The following is a 16,413-nucleotide window of genomic DNA, read 5'->3' on the forward strand; positions in this document are numbered from 1 at the left end:
CCAGCGGATATCATCGCTGTAGTCGAGATGCGTAACAGGCAAGCGAATCCCCGCGACGTGGCCCAGTGCCCGCTCAACCAATCAAAATGCGCGGATTGAATGGTCACTCCGAAGATTCGGATGATTCTGGGGGCAGGGCGAGTTAACGACCGTTCTAGTCGTGGCACGCCTCGTAACGTAATAAATCGGTACTTTCGCCTTGTGCACATGAGGCATAAGAGCGAGACATTAGTTTGCCAGGGTAATACTTTACGCCGCCAACGACCCAGAAAAGAACCGGGTATGGATTAGTTGAATAAAGTCCGCCGGAGTCTTTGGGGAAGAACCGCTGCCCATTCAGATTCAATTCTTTGCCTCTGTCCTGGTTGCCTCGACAACCTCCCGAGTTCGTACCAATCCAAGTCGAGCCGCTGTAAGCGCATGATGGTCCAGCTGGAGCCATTGTACCAACAGCGGTTTGTTGGTTTGTTATTTGGCCAGAAGTGTAATTGGTCGTTAACCCGCCAACATTTCTGACCTGCCCAGTCACCAAGCTTTGTTCCCGGGCTTGAACATACTGGTAGTAGTTTTGGGTGCAAACCTGCTGTTGCGTGAAGCTACTGCCCTGCGCAACAGTGGCTGCGTCAGGACTCCATGCGCTGCAATTGAACAAGGCCCCATAGGGTGTCCAAGACGTATAGGTTGGGGCGATTGCTGCCCACTTGTCCGTGAAGGGAATCCATATCGAACCTGACCCACCCTCAACCATCCCTGATGCCGTTACGGTAGCCCCGCCAATTTGACTAGAAGATTTTAAACTCACCACAGTTTGTCCATTTGCGTTCGTATATGTAACCGAAGCGCCAAGGGTTCCGCTGGTTGTTGTCCACGTAATCGGAATACTTGCTTCAACAAGTGAGCCATAGGCATCGGTAACCGTCGCTGTGATATACGTCACCTCGCCAAGGGCCGCGAGGGTAGGGGGGGCTGCTGTCAAGACAATGATCAATCCCTGTTCGCAGTTGTTCCATCCATTTCTAGTAGGCTCACACACTACATACTGCCAGGTGCCGGGGTTGCTTCCCGGTGCTGTCCTAATGGGGGCCCATGTACCAGCGCTTGTATGGGCGCTTGTCAGAAGTGAGAGCGCTATAAGTATTGTGAATATTGCTCGCACCAGTTAAATCCCTCAGATCAGTCAATCAACGGTTTGGAAAGGCAAAACTGCAGCAGATTGCACATGACTCTGGAGTAGATAAATGTGCAGGGCAAGTCAAAACAGGGGTTCCAAATCTAACCACCGTCCCCGATGAAACATATAAATAATACATATCGTAGTTTCTTGCTTTTAACTTGAGGATGGGGTCCTCACGTAGGTTCTGAATGCGCACCGATCTAAAGGGACAAAAGCGAAGTCCGTCCGTTGCACATTCACTTGAAGCACCGCTTTAAGCGTTTCGAAGCGTTTTCGGCGCGATAACTCATGGTCTTGATCACTTCGCAGTGCGTGAGTACCAGGCGGGAGGCGTCTTCGTCAGTCCGACCGGTGGAATTGGCAACCGGGGAAAGGATCTCTACGCGCTGGCGGGCGTCCAAGGGCATTTATTGCGAGGCGCTGTCGTAGATAACGTGCAGGCAACGCTCGATGGCGAGCTTCGGGAATCGCATAGTCACTGCAGGAAAAGTCCTGGGGCGTTCATCTAGTGGCCCTCTTGTGGGATCGGTTAGGAGTTCTCATCGTGAGGGCAACTATCATGTGCAAGAAGCGCACGCACCGCTAGGCGGTGTTGGCAGTCAGCTACTGCTAATCTTGCTCAGTGTGACGACCACGTTCTGCAGTGCACGATCGAATGCTTCATCGGCAGCATCTTCGAGAAGGCTGATGTTTTCAGTGCGATTGAAAACTACCGGTGTGCCCCCGCTCGCCGAGTAGCGCCAGCGCAGATCATCTCCGTAGACGACTTGCGTGACGGAAGGGTGAATGCTTGCGACGTGGGCCAGCGCCTGTTCAACCAATCCTAAGGTGCGGAATGGATGGTCACCGCCGATGTGCTGCCCGGCATTCGCTGCTACGAACAAAGGGTTCTGCTGCTCAAACCAGTGCCATACATCGGCGACGTCGTCGCCCTTGTCGAAGTGCAGAAAGGAATTGTTCAGTTCAGCGCCATCATCAGCCAGGCAAACACCGCTAAGCACATTCCACAAGGTGCAGAGTTCAGCCAGCGTTCGGAAACCGTTGGTGGCTTTAGTGGCAATTGGGAAAGGGGAAGGGCGGTAGCTGGTGGTACCTTGCATGATGACCTCGATGGTGTCCGCTGGATGATGGACACATTTTGAGGTCGCTCCGAGTGTGCCAGAACCTAAGGCACACTCTGTATTTCCAGCGCTCCCTAAGACCAATCCGGATGGTCGGGATCGATCAGAGCACGTCCCGGCACAATCATTTCTTTTCCGGTGTCGATGCGGGCAACAACCCAGTTGCCACGTCCGCCGTAGTCAGTGGGTGATTTGGTGCGGACAAGGTTGCCGCTCTTAATGAACCGATACGTTGTTTCGGGTTGAATTTGCATTGGGTTCTCCTCAGTAGGCGTTGAGTGGATTCTAGCCCGGTACCGCGCTCTACATCTCGGAATTCGACGATAACAATAGTTGCCGAATGCCGGCGCTGCTGGGCCAGCGGTCAGAGTTTCAACTTGGGGCGGTGGAGCGCTCTGCTGCCTTGGCGAAGAAGGCCTGCATCTCCTCTGTTGCATTGTCGCGGTGATGCCAGATCGCCGCAGTCCTGCCGGCATTCTCCTTGAACCACTGTGCCTGTTCGCTGACACTTCCCTCGCTTTCATCCTCGTGGTCGAAGCACACAACGATGGCCTCGATAGGTTGCTGACTATGGATACCCACTAAGCCGCCATCGGAGAGTTCCACTACCACACGAGTTGGGGAGGGTGCAGGTGCTGGCGAAAGAAGCGACTGGAAAGCGCCCAGGGCTGCCCGCACGCCTGCTTCGTCATTACCACTGTTCAGCTGCAAGGCATCGCCCGGACGGTTGGAGAGGTAGCCCACAACGCGCCACACGACGCCTCCATACGAACCTTCTGAGAAGGTGTGCGAGTAATCGACGGATTCTGCATTGGCAGCCCGCTGGTAGAGCTCCCCATCGATGGTGTCCATAGCCGCGTAGGAAGCGCCACCAATTTCAATGGTGATGAGATTCAAACGCTGGTGGTCTCCGATGCTCAACGATCCATCCAGGGCAATCGGCGCTAGAATGTCTTCACACTGCCGAGGGTCAATCGGCAGGCAATGTTCGCCGTCCTCAGTCACGATACGAATGCAGCGCTCGATGTCGAACTTGACGAAGCGCAGGCCTGCGGCCGAAGTCAGGGTGGATTTCATTGGTTGTACTCATGAGTCATTGGACTAGATGATCACATGCTGATGCCATTTTCGTTGTGGCAGAACCTCAGGCTTTCAACGCAAATGAACTGAATTGTTGGGCTCGGATTTATCCTTGCAGTTATTGGATTGCCTGGGTCAAAAACGCCGTGCTACAAGGCTGTTCGATTCAGAAGGTAGATTTGAGTGAGCAATCTTTTAGAAAGTAGATCCGTGTACGAAATCGGGCTTGATGGTTCACCAGAAGGCTCGGCTTCAAACACCAGGCGCGGGAGTCGTAGTGGCCGTATAGCTCCGACCAATGCTGAGGTCTTCGACTTTGAATCATGTGAGATTGTGAGTGAAACCGCTCTGCGTCATGCCTTGATGACGCGCAGTTCGGTAGCTTTGGATTACATCGCAGATGTGGTGCCGGATCTAGCAACCCATGCGGAGGTCTGCTCCCACGTCATCAACACGTTACCCCGCGCTCCAAATGCGATCACCTTTCTTACTGAAATCAAGCGCCGCTGCCTGATAAAAAATGTCTATACCCATTCGATATTCATGCAGGCCGCTTTTCTGCATGGGTCTGTAAGGGTCAGAGTCAAAGACTCGACGGAGAAAGGGGCCAAACAAGCAGCTCATATTGCATTTGTGAAGCAGCTTTGCGAGAGAGTGTTGGCCGGTGATGAGTTTCAAACGCCCGGGAAAAGTCCCGTCCAGCATCCAATTGAACAGTCGTGCCCAACGGCATTTATCTAATCTTCATCTGAGTATTCGCAAGCTTGAGTTCCCCCGAACATCCCTGAGTCTGGGGTGGGCCTGAATAATCTCGCCCGTCTCTACCAATCCCTCAGCTTAGGGCGAATTCCTCACTGAGGATTTAAAGGCGAGTCCAAGTGCAGGTCACAAAAAGCCCGGACAGTGCCGGGCTCAGTCATTTGAAGCAACGCTTGCAGCGCTTTGACGTTTTTACCAACTCAGGATCCCGGTCTATCCCTGGAACAGAGACGCTGCCGCACTTTGAGCTGTAAATATGCGATTCCTGCCCCGTCCCGCCTGAAAGCACCTCGTGGAAGAAACGGTGAATCAGATAGCTATTGCCGGATGAAGCCATGGCCACCGTGTATTCGCGTTGCTGTGTCGTAATCATAAACTCACTCAGGGTCTGTGATGAGCATCCGGCCTGGCACCGCTGGCGCGGTTCGAATTTCGGCCAGACCTTTGGCAGTTCTGAATCCGATCTCGGTCACTGCGACCGGGTATTTAATTCCGCCATCCGGATTCAACACCACGAGACCAAACTTGCGGAGCTCGCTGAGCGTTGCTTGATCCAGGTCGGACGCGCCGTTGATCAGGTCTTGCAGTTTCTCGCTCGCTACCGCACCCAGTTCAACCGACCACTCACGGCCGTCGCGGCTGTAGTGGAAAGCGAATGACTCGGGCCGGGTTTCGATTGCGAGGAGCTTCAAACCTGGGCGTTCAGTGGTTGCGGGATTGTTCACGAATACACTCCGAAGTTTATGCGCGGTGGCCATGATCGGCATTGTAACTGGCCACCGCACAATCGACCTGAATTCAGCCTGCCAGGAAACTCAATTGCTCCATGGGTGCTTGCTGTGGGGTAGGCTTTGCCGCGGGCTTGGCGTCGATGACCCAAGTCGTGTTGGCGGCAGGGAACTGGGTGAGGGAGTAGATCTCGTCATGACCTTGCGGCATAGCGAAGTGGATTTCTTTACCAACAGAGCTGTGTTCAACCTTCGCCAACAAACGCTCAATGGTCCGCTGCTTGTAGTCTTCGACCTTCACGGTCGTGTCGACGATAACCCTTACGCCGGTGGCAGGCATCGGCTCTGCGTTTTCCACCGAGGCTCGGAGTGCCTGAATGCGTTTGCGGTAGCTGCCTGGCTCCTTAACCTCTGCTTCCCAAAGCGAGGCTACGAACTGGGCAACGATGCTGTATGCCCAGCCCTCACAGCGCCACTGTCCGTCACTGCCCATCATCAGGACGTTGTCATTGTCCCGGACCTGCATGCAGCGCGGCGATGTAACGTCGTATGCCTTGGCCTTCTGAGGCTTGTAGCCCAGGCTTTCGTCACGCGGGTTGCCCAGTGGGATGTTGTAGCTCTGAATAACCCGGTGTGCGCCTAGCGTCATGCCGTCATACAAGGTGCCCAAGAGGTTGCTGTCCGCGTACAGGGAAAGCTCAACGGATTCGCCGGCCTCAAGCGCCGCGACCTGTTTCCCATAGCCCCATGCTTGCATGGCGGGCTTGGAGTCGTTGAACGCGCTCATGGTCAGCGGAGAATTCCACTCTTTGCCAGCTTTCAGGATGATGTCCAGGTTGGCCATCGCGACAGGGTTGGCCATCTCTGCTAGCCAGCCCGCGATATAGCTTTCAGGCCTGATCGTCCGTCCGCCAGCACCCTGCAGCGATTGGCCTTCGCAGGAGGATGCAGACCGAAAGATCGCGCGGATAATCTGTGACGACGATCCAATTGCGCGGGCGCTCCAGCTCGGAGTGTGAGGGTGGCAGTTCTTTTCGTAGGTTTGCTCAAACATGACGTAGCAAGGCTGGCCATCTTGACCGCGGAATGCGCCAATGAGTTTGCCGGTGGTGACTGTAGAGCCCATGTTTGATACCCCTGAATGTGTTGAGAACCTGTGTTTCGATGGGTTCAGTATCAGGATACTTTGCGTGTGCCAGAACCAACTGGGACAGAGTTTTTACCTAATGCTGGCGCTATGAATCCTGTCCCAGGATTTGAGTCAGTCACGCTCCGGCTTATGGGAAATGAAAAGGCCTAGACATGCCGGGCTGAAGCATGAGAGGAATTTGTTAAAGCCCTATTATGCGGAGGCGAAAATCTCCCCAGACAGTCCATCGAGTAAGCTCAGAAGCGATCCAGCCCATTCCAATGATGATGAGTTCGCTGACTACATAGAAAGTAGAAAAGCCTTCAGGAGGCTTTGGAATCTGTACGTTTGAACCGAGAGTGGCGAAGACATAAATCAGCCCGTAAAACACTAGCATCGCGACCCAAAGGGCTCTATCCGTGCCCTTCTGGTAATACCGCTCGTAAACAAGTCCCGCCGAGGCTTGGATAATCCAGACAAGCAGGGTCATCCCAAGAAAATATTGGGTTACTGCTTGGGGCAGGACATGCCAGAGGGCTGTAATACCACTAATCAAATACAGATTGAATCCCGTGATAGCGGCGAGGATGAGCGATCGACGTGGGGGTGTTTCCGTGGTTTCTTGCGTCGGAACAATTTCAGTCATGTCTAATCCATCATTAGCGGCCAAAGCCAAGCTTCCAATTTAACTCAGAATGAGAGTCGCTCTTTGAAAATCACCATGGAGTTTTCCGTGGGCCAAGGGTTCATTGATTGGCGGAACTGGAGGTTCGAAAGGCAGGCTCCGGACTCGCACTCAGTTCAACCGGCACACTGACCCAGTCGCCAAACTTGGTGACGACGACGGCACGGCAGAGCGCTACCAACTCGTTGCGTGCAGGCTCGGTAGTGTATTGATCGCCGCAGTAGTAGATGTTTGCAATCCAGCGCTCGGAGGTCTCAGTACCTTCGGCCCCGTTGTGAGCTTCTGGGTAAACGCCACCTGGTAGTCGCGCATCAATGGGCCGGCTTGAGCCCATTCTGTGCTCGGACGGTGCGGTCACCCAATAGACAGTGCCTGAGGGATTTGTACCCAATAGACGGTCGTCCGAGTACCTAATAGACGGTGTTCCGGGCACCCAATAGACGGCGGCCTGGGGGACTGGTACCCAATAGACGGTCTCCCGCTGATTTGCTGGCAACCCGCTGAAGTGGTGCATTTTCAACAGTGCCCGACGTATAGACCCCTCGCCTGGATTTCAAAGTTCGGCAGCGTCAGTTCTCGGATAGCCAGGTTCCGGTGCCACACTCAATTCAACCGGCACACTGACCCAGTCCCCAAACTTTGTGACAACCACAGCACGGCAAAGCGCTACGAGCTCGTTACGCGCAGGCTCGGTGGTGTATTGATCGCCTCCGCTGTAGTAGATATTTGCAATCCAACGCTCGGAAGTCTCAGTACCTTCGTCCCCGTAGTGAGCCTCTGGGTTGAGCGCCACCTGGTATTCGCGCAGCAATGGGCCGGCATGAGCCCAGTCTGTGCTCGGACGGAACGGGATTAAGCCCCGTGAGGTAACGCGATAGGCGCGTGCGAGGTTCTGGTGTTGAGGGCTCTCGATCTGAACCTTGATCCCGGCCGCTTGAGCAACAGCCCAGTCCAGGGCTGGCCCGTCCAGTTCCTCAAGGTAGATTTGTACGAATCCGGAGAGTGCTTGGGGTTTTGCGGGTGGCACAGGAGCGTAGGCTGTCATTTCGGTATCCTCGGCTGAAATCATTACCTCTATGCTGCCTTGCTTGGCTGTGTGCCAGAAGCGGAAACATCACCGCCATTTCCACCGTTACCAGTTTGGGGCGTCCGGTTAGTTGGGGTCGACGGCTTGCTTGGCCTGTTCCAGCAGTGCACGCACACGTTGAATTTCCTTCGCGCTATGCGGCGTGCCGCCCGCGTTCAGGTCTAGGTATTGAGTAAGCAGTTGCTCGCGACTGGTGAAGTCGTAGACTGCGACCTTCACGTAGAATTTTCGTGCGCTGTACGCGGTGCCCAGCAACTCCTTAGCAGTGAACCCGAATGGCTTCACGTTTCCTTTGACGAACTCAGTGATTGCAGTGAAACGCTGCAGCCCGTCAACGCACTGCAACCCAGGCGGGAGATCGGTATCTGCTTTGGCGATATTATTCCAGCTAGCGCTGTTGAACTGGATAAGCAACCCGCTGACAGGTACAACGCCGCGCAAGCAGTTTTCGATGTAGTGAGCTTGCTGCTCGGGCGTCCAAACATGTCCGCGCTGGAAGTCCGGAATTAGCTCCAGTCCACCATAATCTTCGCCGAGACCAATCAGGGCCCGCTCCAAGCCATCCCAGCGGTAATCCGCGGACCAGCGCGCGGTGCGCAGTGGCTTGATGAGATTATTTAGTTGCTGCTCGAATTCGCTGATCTGACGTGCCATTGCTGTAATCCGTATTTAGGGACAATTAGTGTCCGTTCTTTCATGTGGCCAGCATGTCGGTGGAAGCCGAAATACAACCACAACCTTTTCAACTCAGGCTTACACCATCTCGACCTGAACACGGAACGTCCGGTCTTTGTCATGCAAATCCAACCGGGAGCCTATCGCGCCAGATTCCAGACCTGCCTTGAATTCGAACGCGCTGGATTCACTGAAAAAGTACGATTCCTCCACCTCTAGAAGCTCCCGCCCATCAAATGACGATTGCACAACGCAGTAGACGTACTTGCTGTCGATCGGGGCATCTGGGTAGAACTTGTACAGATTAATGCTCGAGGAGTGGGGCTTGCCGTCTTTGCCGACAGTGAATTCGATCTGCTCACTCGAAAAGCGGGCGTCTTGGTGGAAGCCGGTTACCGTTACAACGTAGGGCTGGTCGTCCATGAATCCCATAAACAAGGTCTGGCCGATGGTGGGTCGATAGTCCGGGGTGTGGGCGCTCATGGGTGATTTCCTTTATGAAGGGTCGCATTTGATTGACCCCATATTCGTAGAGGATTCAGCGTGCCAGAAGCCCCATCCAGTCAGAATGATGAGTAAGCACGGGCTGAATCCCAGATGTGAGCCGAAGGCTGCGCAATCGGTTTCCGCAGGTTGGGTCTGACGAATTGAATCGCTCGCCGCCGGTGTTAGGCCGCAAGCCCCAGGTCTTCACACTCCTCACGCCATCCGGCCCAGAGATCTGCTTCAATCGACGCATAGGTATCGTGAAGGTCCTGGCAGTACGCGCGGTGGGCTTCCTCCTCCAACATTTCCTGGTTGCACTCGTAGGCATCAATGCATTCCTCTGCCGTGTCGACCGGCGACTCTCCATGTGACCATTGGTGCATCACTGTGCGGTAATGCCCTTGCCGAATGTGTGCGACCGTGCCGACACGAGCGTCCATGAGTTGAGCGATAGCCATATCGACCGCAGCAAGCCAGCTTGTGTAAGGGAAGTGTTCATGTGGCTCAGGTTGCAACCAACTTGCTGAGAGCCTGCCAATCGATCCGCTCTTAACGTTGGTTTCATGCAGTTCTGTATAGAGCTCGTGAGCAAGGCTGTATTGGTCTGCCAGCTCAGGGATGTCTTGAAGCATGATTGGCACGCAGGGGCCATAGTGGCGGTAGGTCAGAACATCATTCGACGCAAGATCGTGCACCGCGTTGTAGGCAGCCTCCAAGGCGGCTTCGGTTTGAGCCTCGCACCCTTCGATGCCAGCAAAAGCAGCGACATTGATCCAGAGCAAGCGGGCGGCGAGGGCTTCTTGAAATGCTGGGTTCATGGTTGAGGCTCCGAGTCTGTTTGGACAGTGGAACCATCATCAGGGGGTATTAAGTGTGCCAGAACCTCCCAAGGGGAAAATAAGGCTGCCGCCCCAACGTTTGGAATGCCCGCCTAATCGAACTTCCAATGCCTCAGGCGGGGTACCAATGCGGTCGTTATCCAGCCTAGGGAAAGGTGTGCTGGGGTCGCTTGATCCTTGGTCGATCTGTATCGTCATCGCCCATTGACACTGAATCGCCGGAGCAAGTACCAATGCACGAGTACATAGACGCTTTCAAGGTAGCCATGGTGCGGACCGATGGGATTGCAGGTGGATTGTCGAACTACCCGCTGAGGATCACTCCAGGGTTGAAGATCGACATACCTCAGATTGTTGATGCGATCGCTCGTGACTTCTCGGAGTTTCTCCCGCATACCGACGTGCTGCCAGGGAAATGCTTCAGAGTCGCCCGTGAGCTGTCATACATCCTGCTTGAGTTGGGTGTCCGGCATACCGTCACTGTTGGAGACATCGAGCTGGTTGATGGCCTCTATGTGGGCCTTGACCTAGAGCAGCTGCAGCGCGACGTTGCCGGGGGCTATGGGTTGGACTTTCAGGATGGGCGTCCTGTAGGCCGGCCGATAAATGCTCATGCCTGGATCACCTTGGAGAATGGGTGTGTCATTGACACCACTATCCTTCCTTCTCAGCATCGCAAAAGCCAAAACCCATCTGAGCTTCTGAGTTTTGCTGAGTCGGTCTATTTTTCCGGCAAGCAGCACACTCCAGTAGTCCGGCACTTACCGATGATGACCGGGCTTGTGTATCACCAGTTGGTGCTGATCGGGGAGGGTGACGGTGACGCACAGAACTACTGTCAGTGGTCGGAGGATTACGCGCGGTTGATGGGGAGGCTGGACTTGGTCAGGTTGGTGCCGGCACTCAGACCTAATTGATTTCAAGGAACTCAACCCGTGTCTCATTGGCACCGGGTTGGAATTTGATGAAATGGCTCAATTGATAGGCGTAGAAGGCAGCATAGGTGCTTCGAAAAACGGGTGAAGCTCCGTAAAACCCGCATCTCGATAACACTGCCACCAAGCATCTACCTGGTCCTTCACACTCTCGGTCAGCTCCTTGATTCCATTGCGCAGATCTATCGCTAAGAACGCGCATGCCTTGTAAGCGTCTACGGCCTCAAGGTCATCGCGGGAGACTACTGCGCAGGCAGTCAGATGACGTGAACGTACATAGTGAAAAGCACCGGCAGGTATGGCGCCGGCCATGTACTCACTGTGCGCAGCGGCTAGGTTCGCATCGAGGACCGGCATAACACCGATCAAGTTGCTTTTGAGGGATTGAATACTCATGGTCTGACTAGGGTTCATGTTTTGATTCCTTGAGACCCAGGCGAGCCCGGGCGTGAGGGTGGGATGATCAGGCTCAGGCAGCTTGCGGCGGGAGGTCGCTACGTTTGTTTGCGATCCCGATGTTGGATTTGAAGTAATCCATGCACGCTTCAAAGCCTTGCGAGATAAGCGCTGAGTAGGCTGCGCGGTGATCACCATTGAGGATGTAGAACCCATCCATTTGATCACGCACTAGCGCAGTGGTGTCGCAGCCATAGATCCACATGTCGTGGTCGTTGAAGCTGACGTAGAACCCTTTACCGTTGATGGTCGAGTTGTACTGCACGACAGGCACCGCCAGTCCCGAAGCGAGTGTGATGGTGTGGGCGGTAGCCATATTGATTTCCTTGCATGAGCTGAATTTGATATGGCCATCTTGTTGCCACTTACCCTGTGCCAGAACCCTCTTTACGAAAAAAGAGCCGCATGGGCCCCTTTTTTGGTGGACGGCAACTAACTCCGTTTGCCAGCCCGATCATCTGCGCCTCGTGACCAACCGCGGGCGTACAATCGGTCTTCCCAGGTCGAATCCGGATTGGGGAAGGCTGGCCCCGGGTCTCCCTTCTGGCCTGCTTCACGTCCACGCTGATACGGCGTCTTCTCGTCCGCGGGGCCCAACAGCGCTGCTAACTTACTCATAATTCCTACCTTGAATAGCCGGGGCCGGCCAGTACAGCCAGTTGGTTGGGATTCAGAGTGGGGATTTCAGCTGCTCAACCCGAGCCTTTTGTTCCAGGTCCATGCACAGGCGGACCTGCTTTGCCGTCGCCTTGCCCTGAGCCCACCGGTTTCGCAGTGATTTCATTGTTCTTTCTTCAGCCTTGCTCATGATCTCTCCACACTCTTGGAAGTTGATGAGGGCAATATTGAGGCGTTCGCAAGCGTGCCAGAAGCATGCTTATGGAGGATCCACGAACCCGGCCGGGGGTATTGTGAATTGCAGGATCGAGTAGGAGGCGGCCTCACAGCCGCCGTCCTCTCACACCACCGTACGTACGGTTCCGTATACGGCGGTTCCTGCCTACTGACAAATAACGTCAGCGAGTTTGGTTCCGTTGATGTGTCGCCTGTGGTATCTAAGCGCCCAGACCGGCCCTCGGAGCTTCCGGCTCCTACCTCCTGATGGTCTCGACCCCCGCTACGCGGAGTTTCTGCTTTACGCTCCAACAGAGATCACACCCGACTATCCACTCATGGCAGGTTCAGCCCTTCATTACTCCGGTTCGAGCAACTACTACGGCCTCGGCTGACTTCTGTTCGCCCATCCCGTCATCTCGCGACGCCGGTAGCACATGGCAGGCTAAACAGATCTCCCAGGGTAATTCGCGCGACCTTCCTGCTTATGCCTGTCGGATCTACGTCACAGCGTTCCGTGCAAGTATCGGGCTTTGACGATTGTGGCCGTCTTACCCCGCTGTGCCGCCTCATCCGCTTCCTGTTCGTCAGGCCAGCATTTTGCCTCGGGCTTCCTTCAGATTCGCAGTCACCCGCGACACCCTTACCTCTGGCTAACACTTCCCCTTGCCGGGTGTGTAGAGGACTTTCACCTCCAAGTCGTTTGGCTCACCACCACAGTGAGCTAAACAGCGCCAGTCACGGCGCTACGCGCCATGCCTGGCGCACCACAAAAAAAGCCGCCCGTCAGGGCAGCTCTTTGGAAATCAATGATGCTTGTCAGCCAGCGAGGCGGCCAACGGGCTCGAAATCACGGCCTTTGGACATTGCTACGTCCAGAAAACGGCTGGCTTTCACGGAACGATTAGCAAGGACCGCACGAGCTTCTGCTTGGAAGCGTGCTGCCATCATTGGTTTCGGTTCGTGCTTTGGCTTCTGCATAGACACCTCTCGGGTATCGGGATTTAGGTGGATAGTATTACTGCTCAATAGAGATGACAAGCCGGTCCGTCGGATCGAAGGCGAACCCCAGGCTCTCATATACCGGGATAGCACCTGCTGCAGGCTCCTGGACCTCGATCTCCGTACAACCGATCATAAGGGCGTAGTTCTCGATTGCGGTCAGCGCCAGCGCAGCCACGGCACCTCGTAGGGGGTGCGACTTGTCTGGCTTGCCCTCGAGAATCACGATCTTGATGCAGATCTTGCTCTTTCGAGGTGTGGCGTAGCAGAGCCCACAGAGCTCCTGACCAAACCATAGCGAAAGATCGAAGCCGCGCGTGTCGTCCTGCTTCCAATGATGCACATCGTACCAAGGATAGAGGGTAGCCTCATCACCCCAAAGGTCCGAGGCTTCGATCTCCACTGGCGTGATGCTATCGAAGCGGATTTGAGTAGTGTCTATTCCCCGGGCCTTAAGGTTCTCGTTTGAGTGCGCCAGCGCCTGGGCTGCCTTGCGTGCTTCAGACCTCAGGATCTGGTAGCGGTATTCGTTGCCACGATTCTTGGACATTGGTAACCAGCAGCGGGATTCGGATCGTGGCTAGGATAACGGCTTTTCTATACTTTCACAGGGGTTGCGCGACGTGCCTGACTGGGGATGTGGCGGGAAACGGACATTTCCTGCTGGTGGATGTCCGTTCTCCTTCCTAAGTCCGCCCCCAGCTATTCAGCCGCTTACAGAGGAATTGAACCGGAGTTAGCCGGCGACTCCGACTTAAGAATGGTCGGTGCAATCGCAACGTAAGTGGTGGTCTTCTTGCTGGCGGACATCTTCAAGATCCCGGGCAACCTCATGCATGAACTCTTCGAGCTCGATTTCACCCAGCCCACCGATATGGCGCTTGTAAGACTCATGGATCTTTTCAGCTGCAACAGCTGGCAGGTCCTGGTTTCTCCATGAATGGAAAAAGTCCTCATCAAAGGAATACGTAGCAACCGCGGCTTCGGCACAGGTCATTTGCATCAGATCGGCAATCGCGCGAGTAACTGCGGCCATCCATTGGGAATAGGGAAGGTCCAGCGGTTTGACTGGTGGTAGCCAGTGCGACTGCATCACCTCGATAGATCCGTCGTGATAGTTCTTGTAGTAGAGCTCTGAATACATCTCGTACGCGAGATTGTAATGGTCCTCCAGCAAGGGAACATCCTGCAGCAGGAGAGGGGCAACAGGGCCGTAGTGGCGGTGGGAAAGCACGTCGTTCGAAGCGAGCTCATCTACTGCGTTGCAAGCGGCCTGGTACGCGGTATCGACCTGAGGTTCCGATGCTCCAATGGCTTCGAGAACGAGGTAGTCCGTCCACAGGAAGCGGGCGGCGAGGGCTTCACGGAATGCTGCGTTCATAATTTGTCTCCAGAGACTTGAGTTGTTCAATGGAGCAATCATGGGTGGCCTTTGCGTGTGCCAGAAGCAGGCACCACTTCTGGATCGCTAGGGAATCTACAAGGCTGCGCTCTTCGAAACCGCAGATGGGGTGTCGTTTGCTATGTGGTGGCGCAGGCCAATCAACCCCAATGCTGGGACCCATATGCCTACGAAGTCGGAAAGCAGCTGTGCCCACTGGATGTATCCCCGAGGAGGACCTTCATAAACATATTCGTGAGGCTGGATCCCCACCTCCCATGTGAGTGACCAAATCCACATCATTCCTGCACTCATGAGCGCCGCTTGCGTCGGCCGGGTAAGTGAAGGCCAGTCCCTCACATACTGCCGCAACATGACTGAGCCTATGAGGTAGAAAGGGATGACGATGGTGCAGATGAACTTTCGCAAGCCATGCTCCATCTGGAAAGGCATCCAAGTGGGCCATGACAGGAACAGAGGAAATCCACACAGGCCCGCCAATGCGACCATAAGGTTGGCGCGACGGCCTCGTTGCGTGGAAAACGACCGGATCAAAGCCCACCCTACCAGGGTGCAGCCTGCGAACCCCACGCAGTGTGCAAGCTCCCTCGGACCAAAGCCCCAGGCGGGGTTTGAACCGACGAAATACATCGTTGCGAAGGGGCGGGTGACTGCAATATCAAAGCCGAGGGCAATCAGAATCACGCCGAAACATCCCACAGCCAATATCTTTCCTGAATTCATTTGCTCGAATAGCCCTTGTGCTGTGCACGTCCGAGGATCTTGCCTGAGCGGGGGTATTAAATTCCTGACTAAGGATTCTGACTCTCTTGAATTCGCTCAATGATTACCTGGTGGCGGGAGAAGTTTCGGATCATGTAGTTGACCGTCAGCAGAGTTGCCGTGTACCCAAGACTAACGCCGATCGTGCCTGCAATAAGCAAGGGCCAGTCGTAGGGGGCTTGAGAAAAGAGTGTCAGCGCGGCGAGCAAGCTACCCAGCGTTAAGCTGGCCCCTAGATGTACCGCATTTCGCGGGCGGCTTACCCAAGGCCACTTTATCCGCAGCATAATCAGAGCGAAAACTGTGAGGAAGTAGAGCAGGATTAGGGGTGTCAACCGGTGTGCCTCAAGAAAGCTCTGACTCACACTCCAAACTAGCAGTAACGCCATCACCCCAATAGGCACCAGGTGATATTTGGCTCCTTTGGTGTCCCAGAGAGATGTGAGTATCGAGGATACTGTGGCCACGATCCCAGCCATGCTGAGCGCGACTAACAGCATCTGAGCGCCCCCTGTAAACCCGCCAGTCTGGAAGGCAATGCCACCCACTGCGGTGAGCCCCCCACCGATGAGTGCGATGGATCGAGTAATCACCCGATTCAGACGCTGTGGGTCTCTGAGGGTTGTGCATGACTGCCGCGCCCGTTTTATTGTGGGACTGGACGTCCGATCAACATAGTCGATGGAGAAATTGGTTTCCGAATCTGTGTGCCGAGCCGCTTCAATAATGCTCTTGATCCCGTTTTGGCCTGCGTCCAGGCACGGCTGCGCAACTTGGGCACCTGCACCGATCGCAGTCGGGTGGGCAGTGACGTCGCTGATATCGACGGGTTTTCCGGGGAACACCTTGAGGCGCCAGCAGTGACTTTCAGTCAGGATTAGAAACGATGCGTCCTGATTATGGATTCCAAGAATAGCCGTTGCGTGGGCCGCGAGATCGGCCTCCAGCGGAGTTGAAGGCCTAGTGGTACCAGCAGGCAGGTTCCGGTCAAGCAGGTAGTCAACAATCAGGTTGCTTACTAGAACGTTTCCGGATGCGCCCACGGCGACGATAGGCGAGAGCTCAAACGTGAGGGGTTTAACTGGGACCCAAAGCTTGGATTTCAGTGACCAATCCCGTTGGGCGATGTAGCCGGTCTGCACCATCGCTGCGCTGTCACTCACCAAAGTGTCGGCGCTGAGGGTTTTCAGATCCCATGTGATCGTTGTCAAAAAGCACCTGCGATGAAGTTGATGGGAAAGTTGACACGGTCACTGAGG

Annotated in this window: 20 protein-coding genes; 2 read left to right on the forward strand and 18 right to left on the reverse strand. The window is 54.9% G+C overall.

Going from position 1 to position 16,413, the window contains the following annotated elements; translation table 11 throughout:
• Window positions 1-1,773: 1,773 nt before the first annotated feature.
• The 3 genes from MF6394_RS02185 to MF6394_RS02190 form a co-directional block, all read right to left on the reverse strand.
• Window positions 1,774-2,274 (reverse strand): hypothetical protein, encoded by a 501-nt coding sequence (locus tag MF6394_RS02185; RefSeq protein WP_078466062.1) that lies wholly within the window; start codon window positions 2,272-2,274, stop codon window positions 1,774-1,776.
• Window positions 2,275-2,369: 95 nt separating this feature from the next.
• Window positions 2,370-2,549, reverse strand: a complete 180-nt coding sequence (locus tag MF6394_RS33695) for a hypothetical protein (protein WP_153045987.1) — start codon at window positions 2,547-2,549, stop codon at window positions 2,370-2,372.
• Window positions 2,550-2,667: 118 nt separating this feature from the next.
• Complete coding sequence (locus tag MF6394_RS02190; RefSeq protein ID WP_078466063.1) at window positions 2,668-3,372, reverse strand: hypothetical protein; 705 nt, start codon at window positions 3,370-3,372, stop codon at window positions 2,668-2,670.
• Window positions 3,373-3,558: 186 nt separating this feature from the next.
• On the opposite strand from MF6394_RS02190, the gene MF6394_RS02195 reads away from it, so the two are divergent.
• Window positions 3,559-4,116: a hypothetical protein gene (locus MF6394_RS02195; protein ID WP_153045988.1), complete on the forward strand. Its 558-nt coding sequence runs from the start codon at window positions 3,559-3,561 to the stop codon at window positions 4,114-4,116.
• Window positions 4,117-4,291: 175 nt separating this feature from the next.
• Here the strand turns inward: MF6394_RS02195 and MF6394_RS33700 are convergent, their stop codons facing one another.
• The 8 genes from MF6394_RS33700 to MF6394_RS02235 form a co-directional block, all read right to left on the reverse strand.
• Window positions 4,292-4,507: a hypothetical protein gene (locus MF6394_RS33700; protein ID WP_153045989.1), complete on the reverse strand. Its 216-nt coding sequence runs from the start codon at window positions 4,505-4,507 to the stop codon at window positions 4,292-4,294.
• Between the two features lie 4 nt (window positions 4,508-4,511).
• Window positions 4,512-4,859, reverse strand: coding sequence for a hypothetical protein (locus MF6394_RS02200; RefSeq protein ID WP_153045990.1), 348 nt, complete (start codon window positions 4,857-4,859; stop codon window positions 4,512-4,514).
• A 73-nt stretch (window positions 4,860-4,932) separates the two neighbouring features.
• Window positions 4,933-5,988 carry a hypothetical protein gene (locus MF6394_RS02205; protein WP_078466066.1) on the reverse strand — a complete coding sequence of 352 codons (1,056 nt, stop codon included), beginning with the start codon at window positions 5,986-5,988 and terminating at the stop codon, window positions 4,933-4,935.
• Between the two features lie 205 nt (window positions 5,989-6,193).
• Window positions 6,194-6,637 carry a hypothetical protein gene (locus MF6394_RS02210; protein ID WP_078466067.1) on the reverse strand — a complete coding sequence of 148 codons (444 nt, stop codon included), beginning with the start codon at window positions 6,635-6,637 and terminating at the stop codon, window positions 6,194-6,196.
• 592 nt (window positions 6,638-7,229) lie between these two features.
• The gene (locus tag MF6394_RS02220) at window positions 7,230-7,721 is read right to left on the reverse strand and encodes a phage protein NinX family protein (protein WP_078466161.1); all 492 of its coding nucleotides are present in this window, start codon (window positions 7,719-7,721) and stop codon (window positions 7,230-7,232) included.
• A gap of 108 nt (window positions 7,722-7,829) precedes the next feature.
• Window positions 7,830-8,417, reverse strand: coding sequence for a DUF262 domain-containing protein (locus MF6394_RS02225; protein WP_078466068.1), 588 nt, complete (start codon window positions 8,415-8,417; stop codon window positions 7,830-7,832).
• Window positions 8,418-8,516: 99 nt separating this feature from the next.
• Window positions 8,517-8,921: a hypothetical protein gene (locus MF6394_RS02230; protein WP_078466069.1), complete on the reverse strand. Its 405-nt coding sequence runs from the start codon at window positions 8,919-8,921 to the stop codon at window positions 8,517-8,519.
• Window positions 8,922-9,106: 185 nt separating this feature from the next.
• Complete coding sequence (locus tag MF6394_RS02235; protein ID WP_078466070.1) at window positions 9,107-9,742, reverse strand: hypothetical protein; 636 nt, start codon at window positions 9,740-9,742, stop codon at window positions 9,107-9,109.
• A gap of 254 nt (window positions 9,743-9,996) precedes the next feature.
• Between MF6394_RS02235 and MF6394_RS02240 the strand changes: the two genes are divergently transcribed.
• Entirely contained in the window at window positions 9,997-10,680 is a 684-nt protein-coding gene (locus MF6394_RS02240) for a hypothetical protein (protein WP_078466071.1), read from the forward strand.
• A 57-nt stretch (window positions 10,681-10,737) separates the two neighbouring features.
• On the opposite strand, the gene MF6394_RS02245 is transcribed toward MF6394_RS02240, so the two are convergent.
• The 7 genes from MF6394_RS02245 to MF6394_RS02275 all read right to left on the reverse strand — a co-directional run bounded on the left by MF6394_RS02245 (window position 10,738) and on the right by MF6394_RS02275 (window position 16,365).
• Window positions 10,738-11,112 (reverse strand): hypothetical protein, encoded by a 375-nt coding sequence (locus MF6394_RS02245; protein WP_078466072.1) that lies wholly within the window; start codon window positions 11,110-11,112, stop codon window positions 10,738-10,740.
• Between the two features lie 55 nt (window positions 11,113-11,167).
• Entirely contained in the window at window positions 11,168-11,470 is a 303-nt protein-coding gene (locus tag MF6394_RS02250; protein WP_078466073.1) for a hypothetical protein, read from the reverse strand.
• Between the two features lie 354 nt (window positions 11,471-11,824).
• On the reverse strand, window positions 11,825-11,962 hold the full coding sequence (locus MF6394_RS34115; protein ID WP_161952151.1) for a hypothetical protein: 138 nt from the start codon (window positions 11,960-11,962) through the stop codon (window positions 11,825-11,827).
• A 1,044-nt stretch (window positions 11,963-13,006) separates the two neighbouring features.
• A complete protein-coding gene (locus MF6394_RS02260; protein ID WP_011923042.1) occupies window positions 13,007-13,540 on the reverse strand; it encodes an N-acetyltransferase in 534 nt (177 codons plus the stop codon).
• 204 nt (window positions 13,541-13,744) lie between these two features.
• Window positions 13,745-14,371 (reverse strand): hypothetical protein, encoded by a 627-nt coding sequence (locus MF6394_RS02265; RefSeq protein WP_078466075.1) that lies wholly within the window; start codon window positions 14,369-14,371, stop codon window positions 13,745-13,747.
• Between the two features lie 96 nt (window positions 14,372-14,467).
• Window positions 14,468-15,115 (reverse strand): hypothetical protein, encoded by a 648-nt coding sequence (locus MF6394_RS02270; protein WP_153045991.1) that lies wholly within the window; start codon window positions 15,113-15,115, stop codon window positions 14,468-14,470.
• Between the two features lie 68 nt (window positions 15,116-15,183).
• Window positions 15,184-16,365 carry a hypothetical protein gene (locus tag MF6394_RS02275; protein ID WP_078466077.1) on the reverse strand — a complete coding sequence of 394 codons (1,182 nt, stop codon included), beginning with the start codon at window positions 16,363-16,365 and terminating at the stop codon, window positions 15,184-15,186.
• Window positions 16,366-16,413 lie beyond the last annotated feature (48 nt).

The sequence above is a fragment of the Pseudomonas sp. MF6394 genome, assembly GCF_002018845.1.
GTDB classification, from domain to species: domain Bacteria; phylum Pseudomonadota; class Gammaproteobacteria; order Pseudomonadales; family Pseudomonadaceae; genus Aquipseudomonas; species Aquipseudomonas lactis.

What these genes read in the sequence shown, in the direction of transcription:
- MF6394_RS33695 (WP_153045987.1), bottom strand. Translation starts at nt 2,549, where the DNA reads ATGCAAATTCAACCCGAAACAACGTATCGGTTCATTAAGAGCGGCAAC.
- MF6394_RS02260 (WP_011923042.1), bottom strand. Translation starts at nt 13,540, where the DNA reads ATGTCCAAGAATCGTGGCAACGAATACCGCTACCAGATCCTGAGGTCT.
- MF6394_RS02245 (WP_078466072.1), bottom strand. Translation starts at nt 11,112, where the DNA reads ATGAACCCTAGTCAGACCATGAGTATTCAATCCCTCAAAAGCAACTTG.
- MF6394_RS02250 (WP_078466073.1), bottom strand. Translation starts at nt 11,470, where the DNA reads ATGGCTACCGCCCACACCATCACACTCGCTTCGGGACTGGCGGTGCCT.
- MF6394_RS02210 (WP_078466067.1), bottom strand. Translation starts at nt 6,637, where the DNA reads ATGACTGAAATTGTTCCGACGCAAGAAACCACGGAAACACCCCCACGT.
- MF6394_RS34115 (WP_161952151.1), bottom strand. Translation starts at nt 11,962, where the DNA reads ATGAGCAAGGCTGAAGAAAGAACAATGAAATCACTGCGAAACCGGTGG.
- MF6394_RS02225 (WP_078466068.1), bottom strand. Translation starts at nt 8,417, where the DNA reads ATGGCACGTCAGATCAGCGAATTCGAGCAGCAACTAAATAATCTCATC.
- MF6394_RS33700 (WP_153045989.1), bottom strand. Translation starts at nt 4,507, where the DNA reads ATGATTACGACACAGCAACGCGAATACACGGTGGCCATGGCTTCATCC.
- MF6394_RS02220 (WP_078466161.1), bottom strand. Translation starts at nt 7,721, where the DNA reads ATGACAGCCTACGCTCCTGTGCCACCCGCAAAACCCCAAGCACTCTCC.
- MF6394_RS02240 (WP_078466071.1), top strand. Translation starts at nt 9,997, where the DNA reads ATGCACGAGTACATAGACGCTTTCAAGGTAGCCATGGTGCGGACCGAT.
- MF6394_RS02230 (WP_078466069.1), bottom strand. Translation starts at nt 8,921, where the DNA reads ATGAGCGCCCACACCCCGGACTATCGACCCACCATCGGCCAGACCTTG.
- MF6394_RS02190 (WP_078466063.1), bottom strand. Translation starts at nt 3,372, where the DNA reads ATGAAATCCACCCTGACTTCGGCCGCAGGCCTGCGCTTCGTCAAGTTC.
- MF6394_RS02185 (WP_078466062.1), bottom strand. Translation starts at nt 2,274, where the DNA reads ATGCAAGGTACCACCAGCTACCGCCCTTCCCCTTTCCCAATTGCCACT.
- MF6394_RS02205 (WP_078466066.1), bottom strand. Translation starts at nt 5,988, where the DNA reads ATGGGCTCTACAGTCACCACCGGCAAACTCATTGGCGCATTCCGCGGT.
- MF6394_RS02235 (WP_078466070.1), bottom strand. Translation starts at nt 9,742, where the DNA reads ATGAACCCAGCATTTCAAGAAGCCCTCGCCGCCCGCTTGCTCTGGATC.
- MF6394_RS02265 (WP_078466075.1), bottom strand. Translation starts at nt 14,371, where the DNA reads ATGAACGCAGCATTCCGTGAAGCCCTCGCCGCCCGCTTCCTGTGGACG.
- MF6394_RS02270 (WP_153045991.1), bottom strand. Translation starts at nt 15,115, where the DNA reads ATGAATTCAGGAAAGATATTGGCTGTGGGATGTTTCGGCGTGATTCTG.